At 45.7% G+C, this 16,799-nt stretch carries 19 protein-coding genes; 3 read left to right on the forward strand and 16 right to left on the reverse strand.

All coding sequences use genetic code 11. The features are described from left to right. Positions 1-39: 39 nt before the first annotated feature. From FOI68_RS21545 to FOI68_RS21620, 16 genes are all read right to left on the reverse strand, one after another. The gene (locus FOI68_RS21545; RefSeq protein WP_143864263.1) at positions 40-1,503 is read right to left on the reverse strand and encodes a cell division protein FtsZ; all 1,464 of its coding nucleotides are present in this window, start codon (positions 1,501-1,503) and stop codon (positions 40-42) included. A 285-nt stretch (positions 1,504-1,788) separates the two neighbouring features. Beyond that, positions 1,789-2,052 (reverse strand): helix-turn-helix transcriptional regulator, encoded by a 264-nt coding sequence (locus tag FOI68_RS21550; protein ID WP_143864264.1) that lies wholly within the window; start codon positions 2,050-2,052, stop codon positions 1,789-1,791. Positions 2,053-2,054: 2 nt separating this feature from the next. Further along, a complete protein-coding gene (locus FOI68_RS21555) occupies positions 2,055-2,879 on the reverse strand; it encodes a putative bifunctional diguanylate cyclase/phosphodiesterase (protein WP_185974004.1) in 825 nt (274 codons plus the stop codon). Positions 2,880-2,906: 27 nt separating this feature from the next. After that, positions 2,907-3,311 carry a prepilin peptidase gene (locus FOI68_RS21560; RefSeq protein ID WP_143864266.1) on the reverse strand — a complete coding sequence of 135 codons (405 nt, stop codon included), beginning with the start codon at positions 3,309-3,311 and terminating at the stop codon, positions 2,907-2,909. A gap of 4 nt (positions 3,312-3,315) precedes the next feature. Next, on the reverse strand, positions 3,316-3,717 hold the full coding sequence (locus tag FOI68_RS21565) for a hypothetical protein (RefSeq protein ID WP_143864267.1): 402 nt from the start codon (positions 3,715-3,717) through the stop codon (positions 3,316-3,318). Next, entirely contained in the window at positions 3,714-3,920 is a 207-nt protein-coding gene (locus FOI68_RS21570; protein ID WP_143864268.1) for a hypothetical protein, read from the reverse strand. The genes FOI68_RS21565 and FOI68_RS21570 overlap by 4 nt, the downstream gene beginning before the upstream one ends. 70 nt (positions 3,921-3,990) lie before the next feature. Then, on the reverse strand, positions 3,991-4,209 hold the full coding sequence (locus FOI68_RS21575; protein WP_143864269.1) for a hypothetical protein: 219 nt from the start codon (positions 4,207-4,209) through the stop codon (positions 3,991-3,993). A 91-nt stretch (positions 4,210-4,300) separates the two neighbouring features. Next, positions 4,301-5,173, reverse strand: coding sequence for a hypothetical protein (locus FOI68_RS21580; protein ID WP_143864270.1), 873 nt, complete (start codon positions 5,171-5,173; stop codon positions 4,301-4,303). A 3-nt stretch (positions 5,174-5,176) separates the two neighbouring features. Next, positions 5,177-6,034, reverse strand: coding sequence for a type II secretion system F family protein (locus FOI68_RS21585; RefSeq protein WP_143864271.1), 858 nt, complete (start codon positions 6,032-6,034; stop codon positions 5,177-5,179). A gap of 11 nt (positions 6,035-6,045) precedes the next feature. Then, positions 6,046-7,437: a TadA family conjugal transfer-associated ATPase gene (locus FOI68_RS21590; protein ID WP_143864272.1), complete on the reverse strand. Its 1,392-nt coding sequence runs from the start codon at positions 7,435-7,437 to the stop codon at positions 6,046-6,048. Between the two features lie 12 nt (positions 7,438-7,449). Then, positions 7,450-8,649 (reverse strand): CpaE/TadZ family protein, encoded by a 1,200-nt coding sequence (locus FOI68_RS21595; protein ID WP_143864273.1) that lies wholly within the window; start codon positions 8,647-8,649, stop codon positions 7,450-7,452. Then, entirely contained in the window at positions 8,646-9,491 is an 846-nt protein-coding gene (locus tag FOI68_RS21600; protein ID WP_143864274.1) for an RcpC/CpaB family pilus assembly protein, read from the reverse strand. The genes FOI68_RS21595 and FOI68_RS21600 overlap by 4 nt, the downstream gene beginning before the upstream one ends. Positions 9,492-9,529: 38 nt before the next feature. Further along, positions 9,530-9,970, reverse strand: coding sequence for a hypothetical protein (locus tag FOI68_RS21605; RefSeq protein WP_143864275.1), 441 nt, complete (start codon positions 9,968-9,970; stop codon positions 9,530-9,532). Then, a complete protein-coding gene (locus tag FOI68_RS21610; protein ID WP_143864276.1) occupies positions 9,967-12,216 on the reverse strand; it encodes a hypothetical protein in 2,250 nt (749 codons plus the stop codon). Before FOI68_RS21610 ends, FOI68_RS21605 begins: the two co-directional genes overlap by 4 nt. Before the next feature lie 12 nt (positions 12,217-12,228). Continuing rightward, positions 12,229-13,659: a hypothetical protein gene (locus FOI68_RS21615; RefSeq protein ID WP_143864277.1), complete on the reverse strand. Its 1,431-nt coding sequence runs from the start codon at positions 13,657-13,659 to the stop codon at positions 12,229-12,231. Continuing rightward, a complete protein-coding gene (locus tag FOI68_RS21620) occupies positions 13,656-14,576 on the reverse strand; it encodes a stalk domain-containing protein (RefSeq protein ID WP_143864278.1) in 921 nt (306 codons plus the stop codon). The genes FOI68_RS21615 and FOI68_RS21620 overlap by 4 nt, the downstream gene beginning before the upstream one ends. A gap of 239 nt (positions 14,577-14,815) precedes the next feature. On the opposite strand from FOI68_RS21620, the gene FOI68_RS24150 reads away from it, so the two are divergent. From FOI68_RS24150 to FOI68_RS21635, 3 genes are all read left to right on the forward strand, one after another. After that, positions 14,816-14,899, forward strand: a complete 84-nt coding sequence (locus tag FOI68_RS24150) for a putative holin-like toxin (RefSeq protein ID WP_143864281.1) — start codon at positions 14,816-14,818, stop codon at positions 14,897-14,899. A 643-nt stretch (positions 14,900-15,542) separates the two neighbouring features. After that, positions 15,543-16,433, forward strand: a complete 891-nt coding sequence (locus tag FOI68_RS21630; protein WP_143864279.1) for a class I SAM-dependent methyltransferase — start codon at positions 15,543-15,545, stop codon at positions 16,431-16,433. A gap of 118 nt (positions 16,434-16,551) precedes the next feature. After that, on the forward strand, positions 16,552-16,799 hold a 248-nt coding region (locus FOI68_RS21635), incomplete at its 3' end, for a transposase (protein ID WP_185974005.1).

Genomic DNA, 16,799 nt, shown 5'->3' on the forward strand with positions numbered 1-16,799 from the left:
GGATACCGACAGTATCCGTAGGGATACCGTTGGATGCTGTTACGAGTTTTCATGCAGACGGATCTTCCGAAGGGCATCAAAGCGGTTTCCTGATCGTTGGCCAAAACGATTCGTCTGCTCCTCTTTCTTCCCCTCTTGATTCTCATCGTCTTTGGTGACAGACGACTGTGATCGACTGAACACCGATTGAAATCCTCCCCCAAAGCCACCCCCTCCGAATTTGTTCGTTTTCGGCTGATACGGGTTGAACGTAGACTGTTTCACATTTTTGATAGCGGCAGACACATCAACATCCACTTCCGATTCTTGTTGAACCTGCTCTTGTTTTTCCTTGATCTGTTGAAGTTCTTTCGCCAGCTCGGCGAATCGGCTTGGCATCCCCATCCCGGCAAAAAAGGTGTAGATGACCGCGTAATTTTCATTCCAGATCGGATCGCCAAACTTGCCTCTCATCTGCGTGATTGGATTATAGTCACTGATCACTTTCTTGATCGTCCGTTCCGTGATGACATCCTTGAAAAAGTCCGCGTTGGACGGCCGCAAAATAAAACCGCCGTACATTGTCGCCGTTTGGTACTGATGTCCGCAAGCAAAGTATCCCTTTTCGATGCTCGCTTTCATCTTGGCTTCCAGTTTTTCGATGGTAAAATCCGGTTCCAACCGTGCCTTCGCTATCGTAAGAAGCTTGCCGGAAAGCTGTATTAACTTGATGAAGTCGGACGGGTCATAGGTTACGTTGTCGCTCCCAAAGTTGGCCGGGATGAGATTGGCTTCGTGGATGGTACTAATGACCGCATTATTCCCCTCATCCTTCCAGGACAGGTTCGTATGTTGGAGTGTCCGCGATCCCTTCTTCAATTCAAAATCATGGTAGATCTTTTTGTTGTCGGTTAAAATCACGCTGGCTAACGGTTTTGTGTCAGAGGATTCAAACAACTCTTCCTGTACCTTGAGAAAATCTTGAATCTCCTTTAACAGCAGCAAGGCGTTTGCGATTTCATCCGGATCGTCAAACGGCAGCGAAATGAGTAAGGTGATCGGAACCGGAAAGAATCCTTCTTTGATCAAATTGAGGGTCAAAGAGCCCCAACCGGTTCCCACTCCACCTCCGGCCCCAAGCGAAATAATCAGATGCTCCACATTTGCAAATTTCTTTTCCATGGCCACAGCCAACTGGCTTCTCAATTCATTCGCCTTGGGATTCAACGTCGGATCGAATAACTCGACCACAAGAGAAGGAGTCCGGGCAGCTCCTTTCATTCCGTCAAAGTGAATGCGATCCTTTTCCGGGATATTTTTCAGGTGAATCATATCCGCCTGGGCAAAGTTGATTGCCAATGTCGGGTAACATTGTGTCCCATCCGCAAAGCGATAACCGGCAAAGATATCCGCATCCTTGTTCCCCTTTTGGCCGGCGCCTATCACGCCAAATCGCAAGGACACATCTTGGATAAGGCCACTGTTTGTCATGAACTCCAATTCTTTACTGTTCATCAGGCTCATGGTATCCCCCCTCGTTTGAAGTCAGCAACAAATAATCCACAAACGCTTGTCCTTCCTCGGAGAGCGAATAAAGTGTCTCTCGCCTTGGCGTCCTCAATTTGAGAAGACCGGAAAAATACAAGGCTTCCACACAAGCATGGACGACTGTTTTGCTATATCTGCTCGTGTCTATGATCGATTGTTTATTGATCTCTCCACTCTCTCCGATAATGCAAAGAACATCCTTCATGGGTTCAGTTAGTCGGCTAGAAAACAAGGCATAGTGTCTGGACTCGTACAATTGGGTCATATATTCACCATTCCTTTAGCTGTCTCCATTTCTTTTAGAAGCCAAAAAGGTAACTCTCGCTTGTACATAATGTTTAGCTTTCTCAGCACGGTTTGGCTGTGTTTTTCCGCTGTATAAGGAGAAACCTCCAAATGAACGGCAACTTGGGGGATGGAGTATCCTTGCAGCAGCATGGACAGCACCTTCGATTCTTGGGGAGTTAGGCTATACTTTTCGGAAACTCCGATCATCAGTTTGTCAAGCAACCGGTTTTCTGTCATCGTCAACACCTCCCTATCCGTGATCCGGACTGTACACTGGCCTGTAAGAATCGCTCAAACTGATCGGCCGGCAGTGGTTTGCTGAACAAAAACCCCTGCATGACGTGGCAGTCTTTACGCAAGAGATAGTTTTTTTGTTCCTCTGATTCGACTCCCTCGGCAACAATCTGCAGATTCAATTCATGAGCAAGACGAATTATGGCTGAAGTAATCGGAACTTCCTGCTGGCTGTTTTCGACATCTCGCACAAATACTTGGTCGATTTTCAATGTGTCTACAGGAAACACACGCAGGTAATTTAGCGAAGAGTATCCTGTACCAAAATCGTCAATCGCGATCTTTATACCCAACCCTTTCAACCTGGCCAATATCGAAAGGGTGTGTTCTTGTCGTATTGCAATATTCTCCGTCAGTTCAATCTCCAAACACTCCGGAGGCAACCGTGTTTCTTGCAAGACATTCAAGATTACCGCGACAAAGTCGGCATGTTGGAGGGAATGCGGGGAAATATTGGTTGCGATTCGTATTGGGCCATACGTGTCTTGCCACCTCCTCGCCTGTTGGCAAGCAACTGTTAAAACGTATCGGTCCAAATCGGTAACCAGGCCATTGGATTCCGCCAGTGGAACGAAGATACGAGGCGATATGTCCCCTAACAATGGGTGTACCCATCGTGTGAGAGCTTCCGCTCCAATAACCTTGCCTGTGCTAACGTGAACAAAGGGTTGGTAATAAATCTCGATCCCTCCCTCCTTTCCCGCTGCCAACGCTTTTCTTAATTCTTGTTCGCATATTTTCTTTGCGTACTGGATTACCGGCAGATCCATCGGCCCCTCCTCCATTTCTTTTCCTTGCTACCCCATAGAAATCGTCGGCAGCAGGATCACGAATGAAAACGCGATAAACGGCGCAAACGGTACCTGAACCTGATTCATCACCTTGGAAAAGATGAGCCCCGACAGAAAAGACAATAAGATCACTCCGTTAACGAGCGGGAACCCAAGCGCAAATCCCAAAAAGGTAAGGAGTTTCATATCCCCTCCCCCAATGCCTTCTTGCACGAACAATGAGAGTACCATCAGCATGAAGAACACAAACAAACCACCGAATACGGAATTCCCCAATTGGTCATGAACGTAATGGTACAGGAGCGCAACCAACATAGACGGATAGGTCAACCAATCCGGAATGATCCGCCATTTCCAATCCGTCCAAGCGGCGATCAGCAGGACAATGAGAGAGAACCCAATGAGTATCACTTCCTCACCTCATCCAGATTTGTGATGTAAATGTGGCCGACGCTCGTAAGGGAACTTGAGCCGTGATCCCGATGATTTTCAAAGACTTGAACGTGTAAGTGGACGAAACGGCAATCACGCCTTCTTCCCCTTTGGCCAATGGGCCGGCTGAAATCGTCAAATCCCATTCAGCAGGGTCCAGACCGGCATCAGCAAACCGCTGTTGCAAATAGGGGATTGTTCCATCCAACAGCCCACCATGCTCCCCCATCTTTTGAGCCGTGTCGTTAATACAAACCTGAGCATTCAGCCATTTTCCTCCCCATTGAACAAAGTCGCCCATGAGGATGAAGAACGGGAAAATTAGGGAGAAGATGATCAAATACTCAATACTGATAAACCCATTTTGATTTCTGAACGTTTTCATTGGAGGATCACGCTCCGAAATTCATGTACTTTCCCGGCATTTCGTACACTGGCGGTATAGTCGGAAAAATACGAGTAGATCCACGGTAAGGCCATGGAGGCCATACCGAAGATCATCACAGCAGCAACTACCAGGATCACTTTCTTTTCCATCAGAACCGTACCTGATGTATCAAGGTACCACTGGCGGAAAAACCTTTGCATTCGCTTCCTCTCCTTTCGAAATTCATTTCATAAATAGAAAAACCGGGCATTTCTGCCCGGTCCGCCCTTTTTACCAGCTCACTTCTTCGTTAATTTGGCTATTGTTTTTAATGTTGGTGGACGTTTGGTTCCAATAGTCTTTCAGGAACGTATAGCCAAGGGTACTGAATCCAAAAACGCCTACGACAATTACGACCAACAGAATTTTCTTTTCCATCAATACCGTACCACGATCGTTACGGATCAGTTTAAACAAGCCTTTCCCTTTTTGAATCATTTTGTTCCACATAGTAATCCTCTCCTACATAATTTTTTGGTTTGACTTCTTTGGTAGGTTGTACCGTCTCCACAGGGGGGATCTCTCAACCGAATCCCCCCTTTCAAAAGGCAGGTCCTTTTGACAGCATGCTGACCAAATACAACGCCATCAGCGTGGCAATAAACAGGATACCGTCGAAGGCAATGATCATATTCATCGCCTTTACCTTGGCGGGACGTACTTGCTTTTCGCGCTCCATGAGTTTTTTGTCCAATTCCCGAAACGTCGATTCCATTTGCGCCAAGATTTCCTGTCCATCTTTTCCAGGCCCTACCGTCATGTATTGAGAAAGAGCTGCACTGAACTCAATCAATTCCGGCACCTTTGTACTCCTGGCAAACTTTTGGACTGCCTCCTGCGGTGACAGAAACTCCAAGTCTTGTTTGAGTACCTCCGCATATGCTTTCAGCCCACTACCTGTTCCGTGTTCGCATGCAATTCGCAGCGCATCCGCGGGGGTTTTCTGCCCCTTGAGTAACAGTCTGACCGTCAGTGCAAAGTTGGGGGTTTCCTTTCGTATCTCTTCCCGCAATTTCTTCGCTTTGTTTTTTAGCTCTCTCCTCGGTTCGAAGAAAAAATATACGGCTAAAAGGATACCCAGGACGAGAATGAACCAGGCCTTCATGATCACGTAAACAATGAGAAACAGTAACAACACACCGACCAAATACACAAACTGTTCAATGACAATCTGCTCGGGCGTCTTCCTCGAATCAGCATCCAGTAGTTCTTGCTCAATCGCAGCTCTGGTTCGCTGCAAGTATTTGTTGGTCAGAGGAAAAAGAAATTCGAATGACCGATGCCATGTTTGATCGGGTTTGACTTCCTCCAAAAGGATCGATGCCCGATAAGTTGACGAAGGTTGAAACAGGTAAAACAGGATGAGAAAAAGGAGGAAGGCCAACAGCCCTCCCCCAACCACAAGGAAGATCAACGATCACACCTCTTTTCGAATGATGAAATAACTCACGATGGGGACAAAAAGAGCAATCCCCAGATACACAGTCAACAGACACTGTCCAACCAAACTTTTTGTGTATACTGCAAACATTTCCGGCTGAAAGAAACGGAAAAATGCCACGGCAGCAATAAACAAATAGGACAGCCAACGATTTTCTCGAACGGCACTTAGCATAGCATTGGCCAGTTCCATTTTTGCCAATCGCTTGGTTTGAAAGTAGGCACCCGCAACCAGTACTCCTTCGGCTGCGCTGTCGCCAACTGATTGACTAATCTCGGCCATCTTCACAAACAAGTTCATTTCGGGTACTTTGAGCCGTTCCATCATCTCCTGTAAGGCTTCCCCAATCAAAACATCGCTGCTGTGGAGCTGATACACACGCATGAACTCGCTTTTCAACGGTTCGTCCAGGCTCGGAATCGTGGTTTCCAATGCACGTTTCCAGTTTTTTTGAATGCGAAAAGCGGCGCCTAAATTTTGAAGCGCCGGTCCCAATTGCTCTTTTGCCAGTTCCCGAATATGACGTTCTTTATTTAAATAAAACATCTTGATTGAGAAGTAATTGGCGATCAATACGAGTAATGTGATAAATGGGTTGAGAAAAAGAAAAGACAAGCCAACTCCGATTCCGAAAGCAAGTCCCCACCAAATGACTTGTTTCTGAACCGAAACCCCCAGTCTTTCTCCCTCGGCAAAAAAACTGCTACGCTCTTTTTTTGCTGGCTTGTTTAGTTCAATCCATTTTATCGGCTCTCTTTTTCCTGACTCAAACAACAGCAGGAAAAGGGAACAAAGTAACACGGCTCCTACGGCCAACAAAACCGCCATGCTCATCGATGTCCACCTCAACCAACAGGTTGGAGATACTTTTCGTATCTCGTTCTTGGAATTTCTGCATGTTGGAACATTTTGACCAAGCGTTCAGAGATGGGATTGCTGCGTACGAACTCCTTATTCTCCCAATCGAACTCAAAAATCGGGTTGAGGTGCAATTCACCATCCTTATCAACGCCAACAATCTCCACAATTTCAAAAACGCGGCGGCGGTCATCTTCGGCAAAGTGCTTCTGCATCATGATAATGTTAAGCGACTTGGATAACAGTCGGTTGGCGTCCTGTTTGGTCATAAACCGTGCCAAAAGCATGCTGATTCGTTCCGCCAATTCCGAAGCACTGAGGCCGTGCATGGTAAACCACAACGGGTGTCCAATCAAGGCAGCTTCAATCGCCGCCAGGAGATCCTTCTCTTTGCGGATTTCCCCAATGATCAATCGCTTTGGCGTCTGACGCAAACTGGTAACGACCAACTTTTGGATCACAACGTCCAACGATTCATCTTCCATAATCCGACACTCCTCGGAAATAAAGTGGTAGCCTTCCTCATAGGGATACAACTTTTCCAATCGCATCTCTGCGGTGTCTTCGATAACGATAACCCGTTCGCCTTTTTTAATAAAACCTGCCATGAGTTTAAATGTAGTGGTCTTACCGGAACCGGTGCTCCCACCCATGCAAATGGAGCATCCCCCTTGAACAATCAGTTTGATAAACTCAAACATCTCAGGCGAAGCTGTTCCTTTTTCCAAAAATTCCTTTTCTGTCAACGTGATCGGAGGAAACTTTCGGATGGTCAAGATGGGCCCTTTCATTTGACTGATGGGTTGCCATACCACATTTACTCGGCATTCACCGATCCGTGCATCCACAATCGGATTTTTATCCGATACAGACTTCCCGCAAGAATTCAGGATTTTGGTGACGATGATGGTCTCCAGGTGCTTCTGATTGTCAAATTGAATCAGATCCTCCGCAGGGCGGTCTTTTCCGTTCTGCTTTACCCACGGCTGATCGTACCCGTTGATCATGATCTCCGTGATGGAGTTGTCCTCTAACGCATCATCCAAAGGCCCCAATGAAAAAATGTCTTTCCAAATTCGGATGACGACATCATCGATGCTCATACCGGCCACAAACTTTCGTTCGATCTGCAGGTAGTTGCGGATGATCCGCTCTACCTCCGGCTTACGTTTTTTATTGAACAGTGCATCCTGGACGAGTTTGTTATGTTCGTTCATGAGAAAGTTCCGAACTTCATTTCGCACCAATTCATAGTCGGAACTGGTGTGTTCCACACTTTGTTCTTCCTCTGGCCTAGCAGTCTTCGTAGCGGCCTGCTGGCTTTGCAGTTGTTGCAGGTTTACACGTCCTCTATTTAACAAGATTGTTTCATTTGGCATTGTTGATCCACCTCACACGGTTTTTTCTCGAAACAGGGAAAATTGTGAAAGGAGGCTGCCGCGTCCTGCCTTTTTCGAACTGGCTTCCCGTCTTTTCGCTTCCTTCTCTAGTCCCAATAACCCCTCTGCTATTTCACCGATGGCTGACTCAAATGACTTTCCACCGAGCAAGTTTAATTTGTGAATCTCGGTAATCATCTGCGGATCATACGGAATTGTATAGGTGACACGACGTTGTAGGAGCTCTTCAAATATGGCGATGTTCATCTTTTCAGGAAGCTTGTTGATAATTACCTGGGCACCGTCCACTGGAACACCGGTATTCTCCAGCAGTTTGATTCGCTGTGAAAACAGCCGCACAGCAGACGGACTGGTATCTGTGACAAAGACGCGTTGATCGCAGGCTCTAAGTATGGCCAAGTGTAACGGTTCATCCGGATCGCTTCCCATGGAAAAAATGATGTTTTCAAAGAATGGTTTGGCACCCTCTACGATTTTTTTCATGTAGTCGGTAATCTCGTTGAGATCCGTCCCCAAGGTTGGAAAATATTCAAAACCAAGATCGGCCGACGGTGACAGAACGTACAACAAATCCGGCAGCTTCTTGAAGTGTTCCGCCAGATGTTTGGTGACTTGCCCCATCTTGGACTTATGCAAAAAGTAGGGTTCCATGTTGGGCCGCTCTTTGCTTTGTAGCGCCTCAAGCAGTCCTTCCAACGTGTATCGTGAATCCTTATATCCGATCAAATATGGTGCCTTAGGGAATCGAATATCCATGTCAATGTACAGCGTTTTCTTCCCATTCATAGCCGAATAAAAAGACAAGGCTCGGGCAATCGAACCAGCTCCTACCCCCGGTTGGATTCCAAAAAACCCGATCGTTCGTTTTACGTTCAAATGGGCAATGTGCTGTTTCTGCTCTTGCCTTTGCAGGGAGGACTGAATCCAGGCGTAAATTTGCTCCCACCTTACTTCCTTCCCCTTCAAAATGAAGATAGAGGGAGACAAATTGACGGGAGGATCGTACGCCAAATAGAGAACAGGAACCCCTTGGCTCGCCAACGTATTCGCCACTTCACCGGTCGGGTCGGTTGTATCTGACAGAATGACAGGTGATTGTGCATCTCCAAGATCATACCGTTCTTCGCATACGATTCCATAAGAGCGTGCGAGCTGAGTAATCTGCTCATAACTGCTTGCGTTAATAATCATTGGGCATCCCCCTTTGTAGTTTCGAGAACTTGAAACGTTTTACTCAATTCTGCCGTCATCCATTCCCGTATCCTCTTGACTGACCAAAGCCCGTTATCCGTAGCTGATGTTGTTTTGCCATAGTCCTTGTAACTCACTCCCGCTACTTGTATGGTTCCGAGTTTTTCAGCCAGTTGGATCAAAGCGATCTGCTCATTATTGACCGCGAGAAGAATCGTTTGCGGCACGACATTTGCCCCGATGGTCACCGGCTGCTGCTCATCGCTGCTGTTTTTGGTAACGGCATCTGTCGTTGGCCGTGACTTTTGAGAGCTGGTTGCATATGTCCCGATCACCCTCACTTTTTCCAGGAACGGGCCAATCACCGGCTTTTTATCCTCTTTGGCCACCGCTGACAGCCACAGGTCGATGTAACTCCCTTCCGTAATCTGGGCCGCTAAGGAAGAGCGCAAATTTGTGTTGATCGCAATCATCTTCTCCCCTTCGTTAAGGAGCATTGCCGCGCCATCTTTCATTTCCTCGGCCGTCAATACCTTTCCGACGTACAAGTAGCTGTTCGGCGGCACCGTATAGTTGGTGGCTGTAAACTTATTCAGGACGTCTTCCGGTTTTCGGAACACATTTGGCGGAACGATCTTGGCCGGGTGCATGCTCACCTTGATCACCCCGTCGTCAAACATCTTTTGAGTAATCATGGTGCGGGGAGGAATCTCTTGCGAGACGGTCAATACTGGAACCAATGCACTTTGTCGTTTCTCATACTCTGTATATCCGAAGTAAACACCCCCTCCAACCAATGCGATAAGCAATAGAAGGATGACGATTCTCACGTTTCTTTGCATAAGAAAAAGGCGCCCGTTGTGCGCCCATTCACCACCTTTTATTCGTAATTTTTCGCGTCATACTTCGATTCGATGATCTCCGTTGTCTGAACCGGGACGTTTACAAGAATGTTGTTCTCCTTTAGCAGTTTGAGAAGGGAACTACTATAGTTAGCATCTACAGCAAGGGAAAGAAGCGCGGGCGACGTTTGTACGTTCATCCGCACGTTTAACTCCTTCGGACCCACATTCAGGTTGTTTTGGAGTACCCGACTTATGGTATCTTCCAATCCCTCCCGTATCAGATAAGGAGGATCTCCTACTCGCAAAGCAGCCCAATCCTGATGTTTGATAATGGCCTGCCGAGCCGCCGCAATCGCCGCACTTCGAAAGTCTTCTTTTCCAAATATGACGATGGTTACGTCTTTAAAGTACGCAATCACAAAGGCCAAGCAAATAAAAAAGGCTACTATCTTGGGTATCCCTGTCAACGTGATCACCTCCGCGCCTCTTGTGGATAAACGGAGAATTCCTCAACCTCTATCCCGTTGGAATTTTCCTTTCCGTTGCTGTTGTACCAGGGAACAAGTTCATCGAAGTACCCTTCGTGTCCCAGCCAATCCCATCCCGGCCGAATGTTGTGAGGATATGGATTGTTTGGATCGACCCGTCGATAGATATAATCATCATGGGGGCTTCCTTGAATGTTATATGCTTGGTCAATACATGTGGCGAGACGCGGAGAAACAGGTGTTACCGTCGTATTGCCCTTAATATCCGTATGAGTGATGAAGGTTACTCCTGCCCCTTCGCCCTTCACCGCAAAAGGATACGTTCCATCCTTTTGATAAAAGCTGGTGTAATACTTGTTTTGCCCATCCACGTACTGACTTTCATCGACTTCCAAAGGATCAAGCGTGTGAAGGTACTCGATGGCCTCTATGTCCTTCTGTCCCCGTTCAATCTTGGCCCGTGGAAATTGCCAGATGTTTTCTGATACCGGCGGATCGTGCTTAGGCACCAACTCAACTGAAGGCAGGACGATCGTATCTCCTTGGTACTCCTCAGTATCGAACTCCGCCACGATCTTGGAAAAATCATGGTTCGATCCATTGTGGGGATTAGAGTTGTGGTACTCCGTTTTCAGCTTGTAGGCAAAACCCATCCCTGCTTTCACGGTTGCCGTATGGTACTCCGGTGTAACGACGATGGACTCATAATACTTTCCTGTGCAAATGCTGCAGCCAGTAGGTGTACAATTGCAATAGTACTCATAGGTGCCCGAAACCGCTGTCGTCTGGACCTTTGCCCCGCGACAAGCTGCCCCGACCACCTCTTCAGGCAGCAAAACAACACTCGCAGATTTGATATTGTCCGCGTACGTAATCTCGTCAAATTTCCGCGGCTGAGGGTGGATCTCGGCCTCCAATTTGTATGTCATCCTCTCAGATTTCCCGGTTACTGGCGTCTTCCACTCGAAAGGAACCTCCCGCTCTTCGCCCGGATTCAAATGAACGGATTGCCGGCCCACCTCCTTACCATCGAAACGCAGGACGAGATCGACCGCTTCGGGCATGACACTATCTGGAATATTCCCTACCTGTACGACGGTCGTAACGTTGTCTCCCTGACGATATATCCCACCTTTGACTGATTTGACGTACAGATTCATGTTCTTCGTCAAATCAAGCGTGGTGACTTCCAAGTTGTTATGGAATCCATACAACTCAATCGGAGGAGCATTCTCATGTGGATTGAGCCGGGCATATACGGTATTTTGTAGTGGAAACGTTGCCGAAATGAGTTTTTCTTCCCCAACCCCAAGCGAGATATTCGAGATCTCGCCCAATCTTGTTGCTTCTGCCCCCAAACCGTACTCCATGGATGTGACCAGCGTTTGGGTACGTCCCGGCAAATCCTTTTGCTTCACAGGAAATTCAACTGTGATTCCAGTGGATGTTTTACCAGTTAATATGCCTTCCCCGATTTCTAAGTCCGGGAAGTCAAACTGAACGATCGTGTTCGCGTGATTATCCCCGTAGTCTTTCTCCAACGGATTGTGATCGGGATTCACTACGAATTCCATCGCTCTTTCCTTTTTCCCCTGCATGTCAAACGTGATGGAAAACGATATGGTTTGGCGCCCCAGGTTCTCATACCTCCCCGGCAAGGTTACATGCTTGACCTCTTGCCATTGTTGATCTCCCTCCCATTTCCATGCTACCTGCGTTGTTTTTGGACTTGGTGATTGATTTTCCACGGTGACCGAAACATCTCTTGTCTCCTTATCTCGTTTGATCAGGATTGGATTAGGACTCACCTCAAGCAGTTTCAAGTTTGTGTCGCTGCCAACAATAACTGTAACCGTATAAGGTTGCGCCACATTCCCTTCTTCGTCTTTCGCATGAAGCGTGACCTCATACGTTCCCTTTTGAAGTGTAAAGGTTCCGGAGTTTGTCTTTTCTTCAAGCCATTGTTCTTCAAATACTGTTGTCAGTTGATTGGTTTCAGTGTTCCTGTACTCCAGGGAGACTAACGCCTTCTTGTTCGCCGAAAAGCTTTCCAACAAAATCGAATAGCTCACTTCCCCAACGTCCGCGTATACGATCGGAGCATTTTGGCCATTGATCGTCAGCGAATAGATCACTGGAGGCTTGCTCGTTGAAAAACCGGACGCGGGAAGAACCGTGACCATCAGGATCGCAATCACGATCAAAGGGAGCAAGATTTTTTGTCTGTTCCTCAAGTATCCCACCTCTCACTTCTTGAAATTAACAATCGCTTGGATGGCTCCCTTTACCTGATCCGGATACGTATAACTGGCCGGCATTCCATCATTGGTTGCTGTTGCCTTAGCCCAAAAACCGCTGTCAACCAATGGAGACGGGAACTGGATGGAATATTCCCCCTTGTACTTTTTCGTGGGAAGTACGATCTCCACCGATTGGCCTTTGTTCACCACATACCGCTTCAAGACCTTTTCTCCTTTTGTCTCAATAAGATAGGCCACCAACGGCTTCGTATCTTTTGAGTGATTTTCCAAGATAACCCCATTTTTGCTCTTACCGAGCTTGAATTCCCATCGGTTCATAAAGATGCTTGTATGAATGTCCGACACCCGAATGGGTTGATTCAGTTTGTCGCCAATGCCGTTGTTTTTGTTTACAGATTCAAATACGGAACAAACAGCGGAGTTATATTGCATTCCCCATACGAGAGGCCCTCCGTATTTGATGGTTGATCCATCTGACACATCCGGGAAGTAAATTCTCTGGGTCGCATCCCTCATCTTCACAAGAACCGGTTGGCAGCCTTGTGTAACTCCATTCTGAATGACAATTGATTTGGAAGCGGTTCTCCCAAACTTGTCACTGACCGTGAGTGTAACTTGATTTTGACCCTGTTTTAGACCAGGTAGTTCTGATAAGGGGACATTTCCCTCATAAGTCACCGTGTAATTGCTAACTGGTGTATTTTTCGAAAAGAGCTGCTTGGTAGCCGTTCCATTCACGGTAACAACGCCGGTGATAGCCGTATCAAAAATCGAGTGAGCCAGCGCTTTAATGTGCAGACTACCATTCGAGTTTTGTTCCAGGATTGGGATTGAAGGCCAAGCGGTTGTCAAATATGTGGTACGGAACAGTGGCCCTGTAATACCATCTCCTTCAGCCCTTCTCATGTCCGGCGCGCCTCCCCCAGAAAGGTAAAAAATTGCCCCTATATTTACATAGGGGACATTGTTGGCTAGATATTTTTTTACTATGGGGTGATCCGTATTGATTTGTTCCCACACCCATTTAGCGTTTCCGTTTGCTTTAGTAGCCAGGTCATTAATGATCTCTTCTTCAAATGGGACCAAGTGGTAACCCGACTTATCCTTAAACTTATCTTGCGGTTCCACCCCAGGTAATGGCTGGATGTCGAACTGAACGGTTTGAAGGTATCCACTAGGTGGTGTCGATACCCCGGTTATGACGTTTTGGGCGCGCAAATCGTGTCGGTGTACGGTGGATGGTCGAGTTTGTATTCCAGATAGCCCGGAGTACGAAAGATCCCCTTTAAGGTGAATGTTTTTAGTTCCATAAGGAGATTCGCCATAAGGATAGGTGACTGCTGCATAAACCATTGTTGTGATCCCGATAGACAAGGCGAGTGTAAAGCTAAGAACCTTTATCCCCATCTTCATCATCTCTTGGTCCCCCATTCCACTTCCAGTTCAGGGACTCTCACATAAACCTCATTCTTGCCCAGGTTACCTTCATAAATTACGAATCCAAGAGTGCCTGTTCCAACAGGGATGGTAAAGCTTTGCCCTTCTTTGAGATACGTAAGATCCTTAGTCAAATTTTTATTTTGTTTATCGGTGTAGATCAGGCCTTTTAAGTATCCATTTGGCAGTTTTGGAATAACACCTGACAACTTCCCTTCCTCGTATATTAAGCTTGCCACAAACTCATCTATTGCTGGCTCCGTTTCAGAATGTTTAGGAAGCAAAAAGTTGGGATCAACAGGTGCTACAACAGTGAACTGCCCTTTTGCACCAACTTTAGCGCCTACCTGTGTACCACCAGTCGTCGGCGTGGTGTTACCAACACCTGGGTTGTTCGTTCCCGGTTGGCCAGCGACCGGTGTGGTACTCGATGTTCCAGTCCCACCAGACAGGTTTGTGGTGATCAATACAAGTCGTTCAGTTGCCAACCAGTCTACTTTTGCACCGTAGGCTTCACTGACAAAGCGCAACGGGACGAACGTACGATTGTTTTGCAGAGTCGCTGCTGCATCAAATGTGATCTGTTTGCCAGATACAGTTGCTTTCTTTTCCCCAATTTTAAACGAGATTTGCTTACCTTCTTTGGTCATAGTAACCGTTTGTTTCGCCCCATCCCATTCGACTGAGGCGCCCAGCTTCTCACTAATAAAACGAATTGGGATCATTGTTCGGCTGGTAGAGGGATCGATGTAAGGCTTTGCATCTGGGAACTGGACAGAGACGTCGTCCACTTTCACCTGGATATCTTTACTGTCTGCCAGTACAGTGACCGGACTAACGGCAGTGGTCAGAAGAGCTGTTCCAAGGAGATATTGAGCAAAACGATTCTTTTTCATATAAATCACCTCAATGAGAAATGTAATTCTAAATTTTTCCTAGCAATCCCCATTATTTCATAATCGCTCCCCCTTTGAAAGTTGTCGTAAACTGCTTCTATAAAAAAGCAAAAGCCCCAGTCTCGGAGAGACTGAGGCTGAATCTACCAATCCATGGTATAATATGGTTTGCACAATAGAATCGGCTCCTCAAGGGTGGTCGGCTCACTCTCTACCCCATCAGGGAAGGGGGTGAGACAATGACAGTATACGAGGCTCTTTCTCTGATGCTTGCCTTTGGCATGCTGATCGTAGCCATGCTGTCTTTCCACAAAAGGAAATAGACCGCCCTTGAGTTGACACCTCTGCGGTCTATTTCACAACCTGATATGAGCCGACGCCTTTGAGGGCGGCTATTGTGCAAGACCGACAGCGTTGCCGCGCTGTTGGTCTTTTTTAGTGTACGCAAATGATGTTGTTTTTAAGATACCACAAAACGCTGAAGACTAAAAGAAGATCACCCTTTGGCTGGCATGATCATCTACTTCCAAAAATTTGAGCCACGCTTTGCCTATTCATAAAGACGGATAACGTTCACCGCTGTGTTGTCCTTAAGTATCGGCAAATACCAAAGAACATAAACTATGCACTTGCTTATTGTCAATACTTACATTACCATATCCTGAGAAATGATGCAACCATTTTTTCTTCTCAACCTTAACCAATATTGCCCTCATCTTCTTTCTGACAAGATCCTCTTTTCAATTTTAGTCACCTTTGATGGCGTTGATTCACCTATGTATGTAGTAAGTTAATAAATAAAAATAAGGTTCCCGACGCAATAGTTCATTTAACCGCTCATATCAAATTGTTAGCCCAGTGCCACAGCAGTATAAAGCTATTAAAATCAACAACTTCTATTAAAGTTGAAGTGCACTTTTACATGGTGGTAATATGTACCTAAGATTATCATTATAGGAGGTACTAATGTATCAAGGTGTCCACGTACTTGCAAATCAAAATACTCAAGATTGCTGGGAAAAATGGCAGGGGTACCGAGACGCATTCGGTAATATTATTCAAACAACTATCAATAGATATAATGTAATTCCAAATCATATATTAATTTTAGGTGCGGGTAATGGTAATGATATCCCGATTGATTTAATTGAGAGTATCTTTGAAGAGATTGTTTTGGTTGATATAGACAATAATGCTTTAAATAATTTCCTAAATAAAACTTCGGACAAAAGTAAATATCAGACCCATATTATAGATTTATCAGGAATAGCAGATCAAGTAGAATCGGTTGATTTAATAAATGTATCTAATTCAGCTTTAGCTAACATTATAAGTAACCTAAAGCCTAATATTAACTTGTCCGCAATAAAAGGGAAATTTAATATTATTTTAAATGCGAATTATTTCTCCCAATTAACCGCTCCCCTTTCTTATAAATTTCTAAAAGATCATAAGCAAGCTCCTAATTATATAAAGAAAGCCTTGAGCAAGGTAAATAATGAAATTCAAGCTTATCTTTTTCAAGAGATTAACAATTTACTAGAGGTGAATGGTATATGCATACATTCTACAGATATCATTGAAATTTATTACAACGAGTTGACTAAAGAAAAAAATGAATCATGTGTTTTAGTAATGAAAGCAACAAACGGATTGCAAGATATGGCTAATATCCAATCAATTCTTCATATCATTGATGAGAGAGGTTTAAGAATTGAGGGAAGTAATTATCCTGTAAATCTGATACAGGAGTTGTTTGATACAAAAACTTCTTTCTTTATGTATTGGCCTTTTGATCATGGAGAATTTATTATAAAAGGATATGTAGTACAGGTTCTTATACTCCAAAAAAAGTAGAATTTGAGTGCGTATTAATGCAAGTACAAAAAAGCATGGGAGTCTATAAACTATTTTGTGTAAACTCCTAACCTTCAAAATAGGGTACAATGAATTCAAAGAAAGGTTGGGAGAGCCCATGAGCCTGATGTCCAAAGAGCAACTCAAGCAGTGGATCAAGGAAAAGAACATGCAATCGGTGGAAGACGTCCAGTCGGCCTTGAAGGAGTTGTTTGCCGAGACCCTTCAGGAAATGCTGGAAGCCGAACTGGAGACGTCACTTGGCTACGCCAAGCACGACACGAAAAATAAGAAAACCACCAACAGCCGGAACGGCTACAGCAAGAAAAAGGTGCGTTCCGAGTACGGCGATGTGGACATTCAGGT

Origin of the sequence: Brevibacillus sp. LEMMJ03, assembly GCF_007197875.1 — a bacterium.
Taxonomy (GTDB): Bacteria; Bacillota; Bacilli; order Brevibacillales; family Brevibacillaceae; genus Brevibacillus; species Brevibacillus thermoruber.

Bases quoted from the DNA above. Each gene is read 5' to 3' on its own strand.
- FOI68_RS21615 (WP_143864277.1), bottom strand. From the start codon at position 13,659: ATGATGAAGATGGGGATAAAGGTTCTTAGCTTTACACTCGCCTTGTCT.
- FOI68_RS21590 (WP_143864272.1), bottom strand. From the start codon at position 7,437: ATGCCAAATGAAACAATCTTGTTAAATAGAGGACGTGTAAACCTGCAA.
- FOI68_RS21550 (WP_143864264.1), bottom strand. From the start codon at position 2,052: ATGACAGAAAACCGGTTGCTTGACAAACTGATGATCGGAGTTTCCGAA.
- FOI68_RS21545 (WP_143864263.1), bottom strand. From the start codon at position 1,503: ATGAGCCTGATGAACAGTAAAGAATTGGAGTTCATGACAAACAGTGGC.
- FOI68_RS21620 (WP_143864278.1), bottom strand. From the start codon at position 14,576: ATGAAAAAGAATCGTTTTGCTCAATATCTCCTTGGAACAGCTCTTCTG.
- FOI68_RS24150 (WP_143864281.1), top strand. From the start codon at position 14,816: ATGACAGTATACGAGGCTCTTTCTCTGATGCTTGCCTTTGGCATGCTG.
- FOI68_RS21575 (WP_143864269.1), bottom strand. From the start codon at position 4,209: ATGTGGAACAAAATGATTCAAAAAGGGAAAGGCTTGTTTAAACTGATC.
- FOI68_RS21585 (WP_143864271.1), bottom strand. From the start codon at position 6,034: ATGAGCATGGCGGTTTTGTTGGCCGTAGGAGCCGTGTTACTTTGTTCC.
- FOI68_RS21630 (WP_143864279.1), top strand. From the start codon at position 15,543: ATGTATCAAGGTGTCCACGTACTTGCAAATCAAAATACTCAAGATTGC.
- FOI68_RS21570 (WP_143864268.1), bottom strand. From the start codon at position 3,920: ATGCAAAGGTTTTTCCGCCAGTGGTACCTTGATACATCAGGTACGGTT.
- FOI68_RS21555 (WP_185974004.1), bottom strand. From the start codon at position 2,879: ATGGATCTGCCGGTAATCCAGTACGCAAAGAAAATATGCGAACAAGAA.
- FOI68_RS21600 (WP_143864274.1), bottom strand. From the start codon at position 9,491: ATGCAAAGAAACGTGAGAATCGTCATCCTTCTATTGCTTATCGCATTG.
- FOI68_RS21595 (WP_143864273.1), bottom strand. From the start codon at position 8,649: ATGATTATTAACGCAAGCAGTTATGAGCAGATTACTCAGCTCGCACGC.
- FOI68_RS21565 (WP_143864267.1), bottom strand. From the start codon at position 3,717: ATGAAAACGTTCAGAAATCAAAATGGGTTTATCAGTATTGAGTATTTG.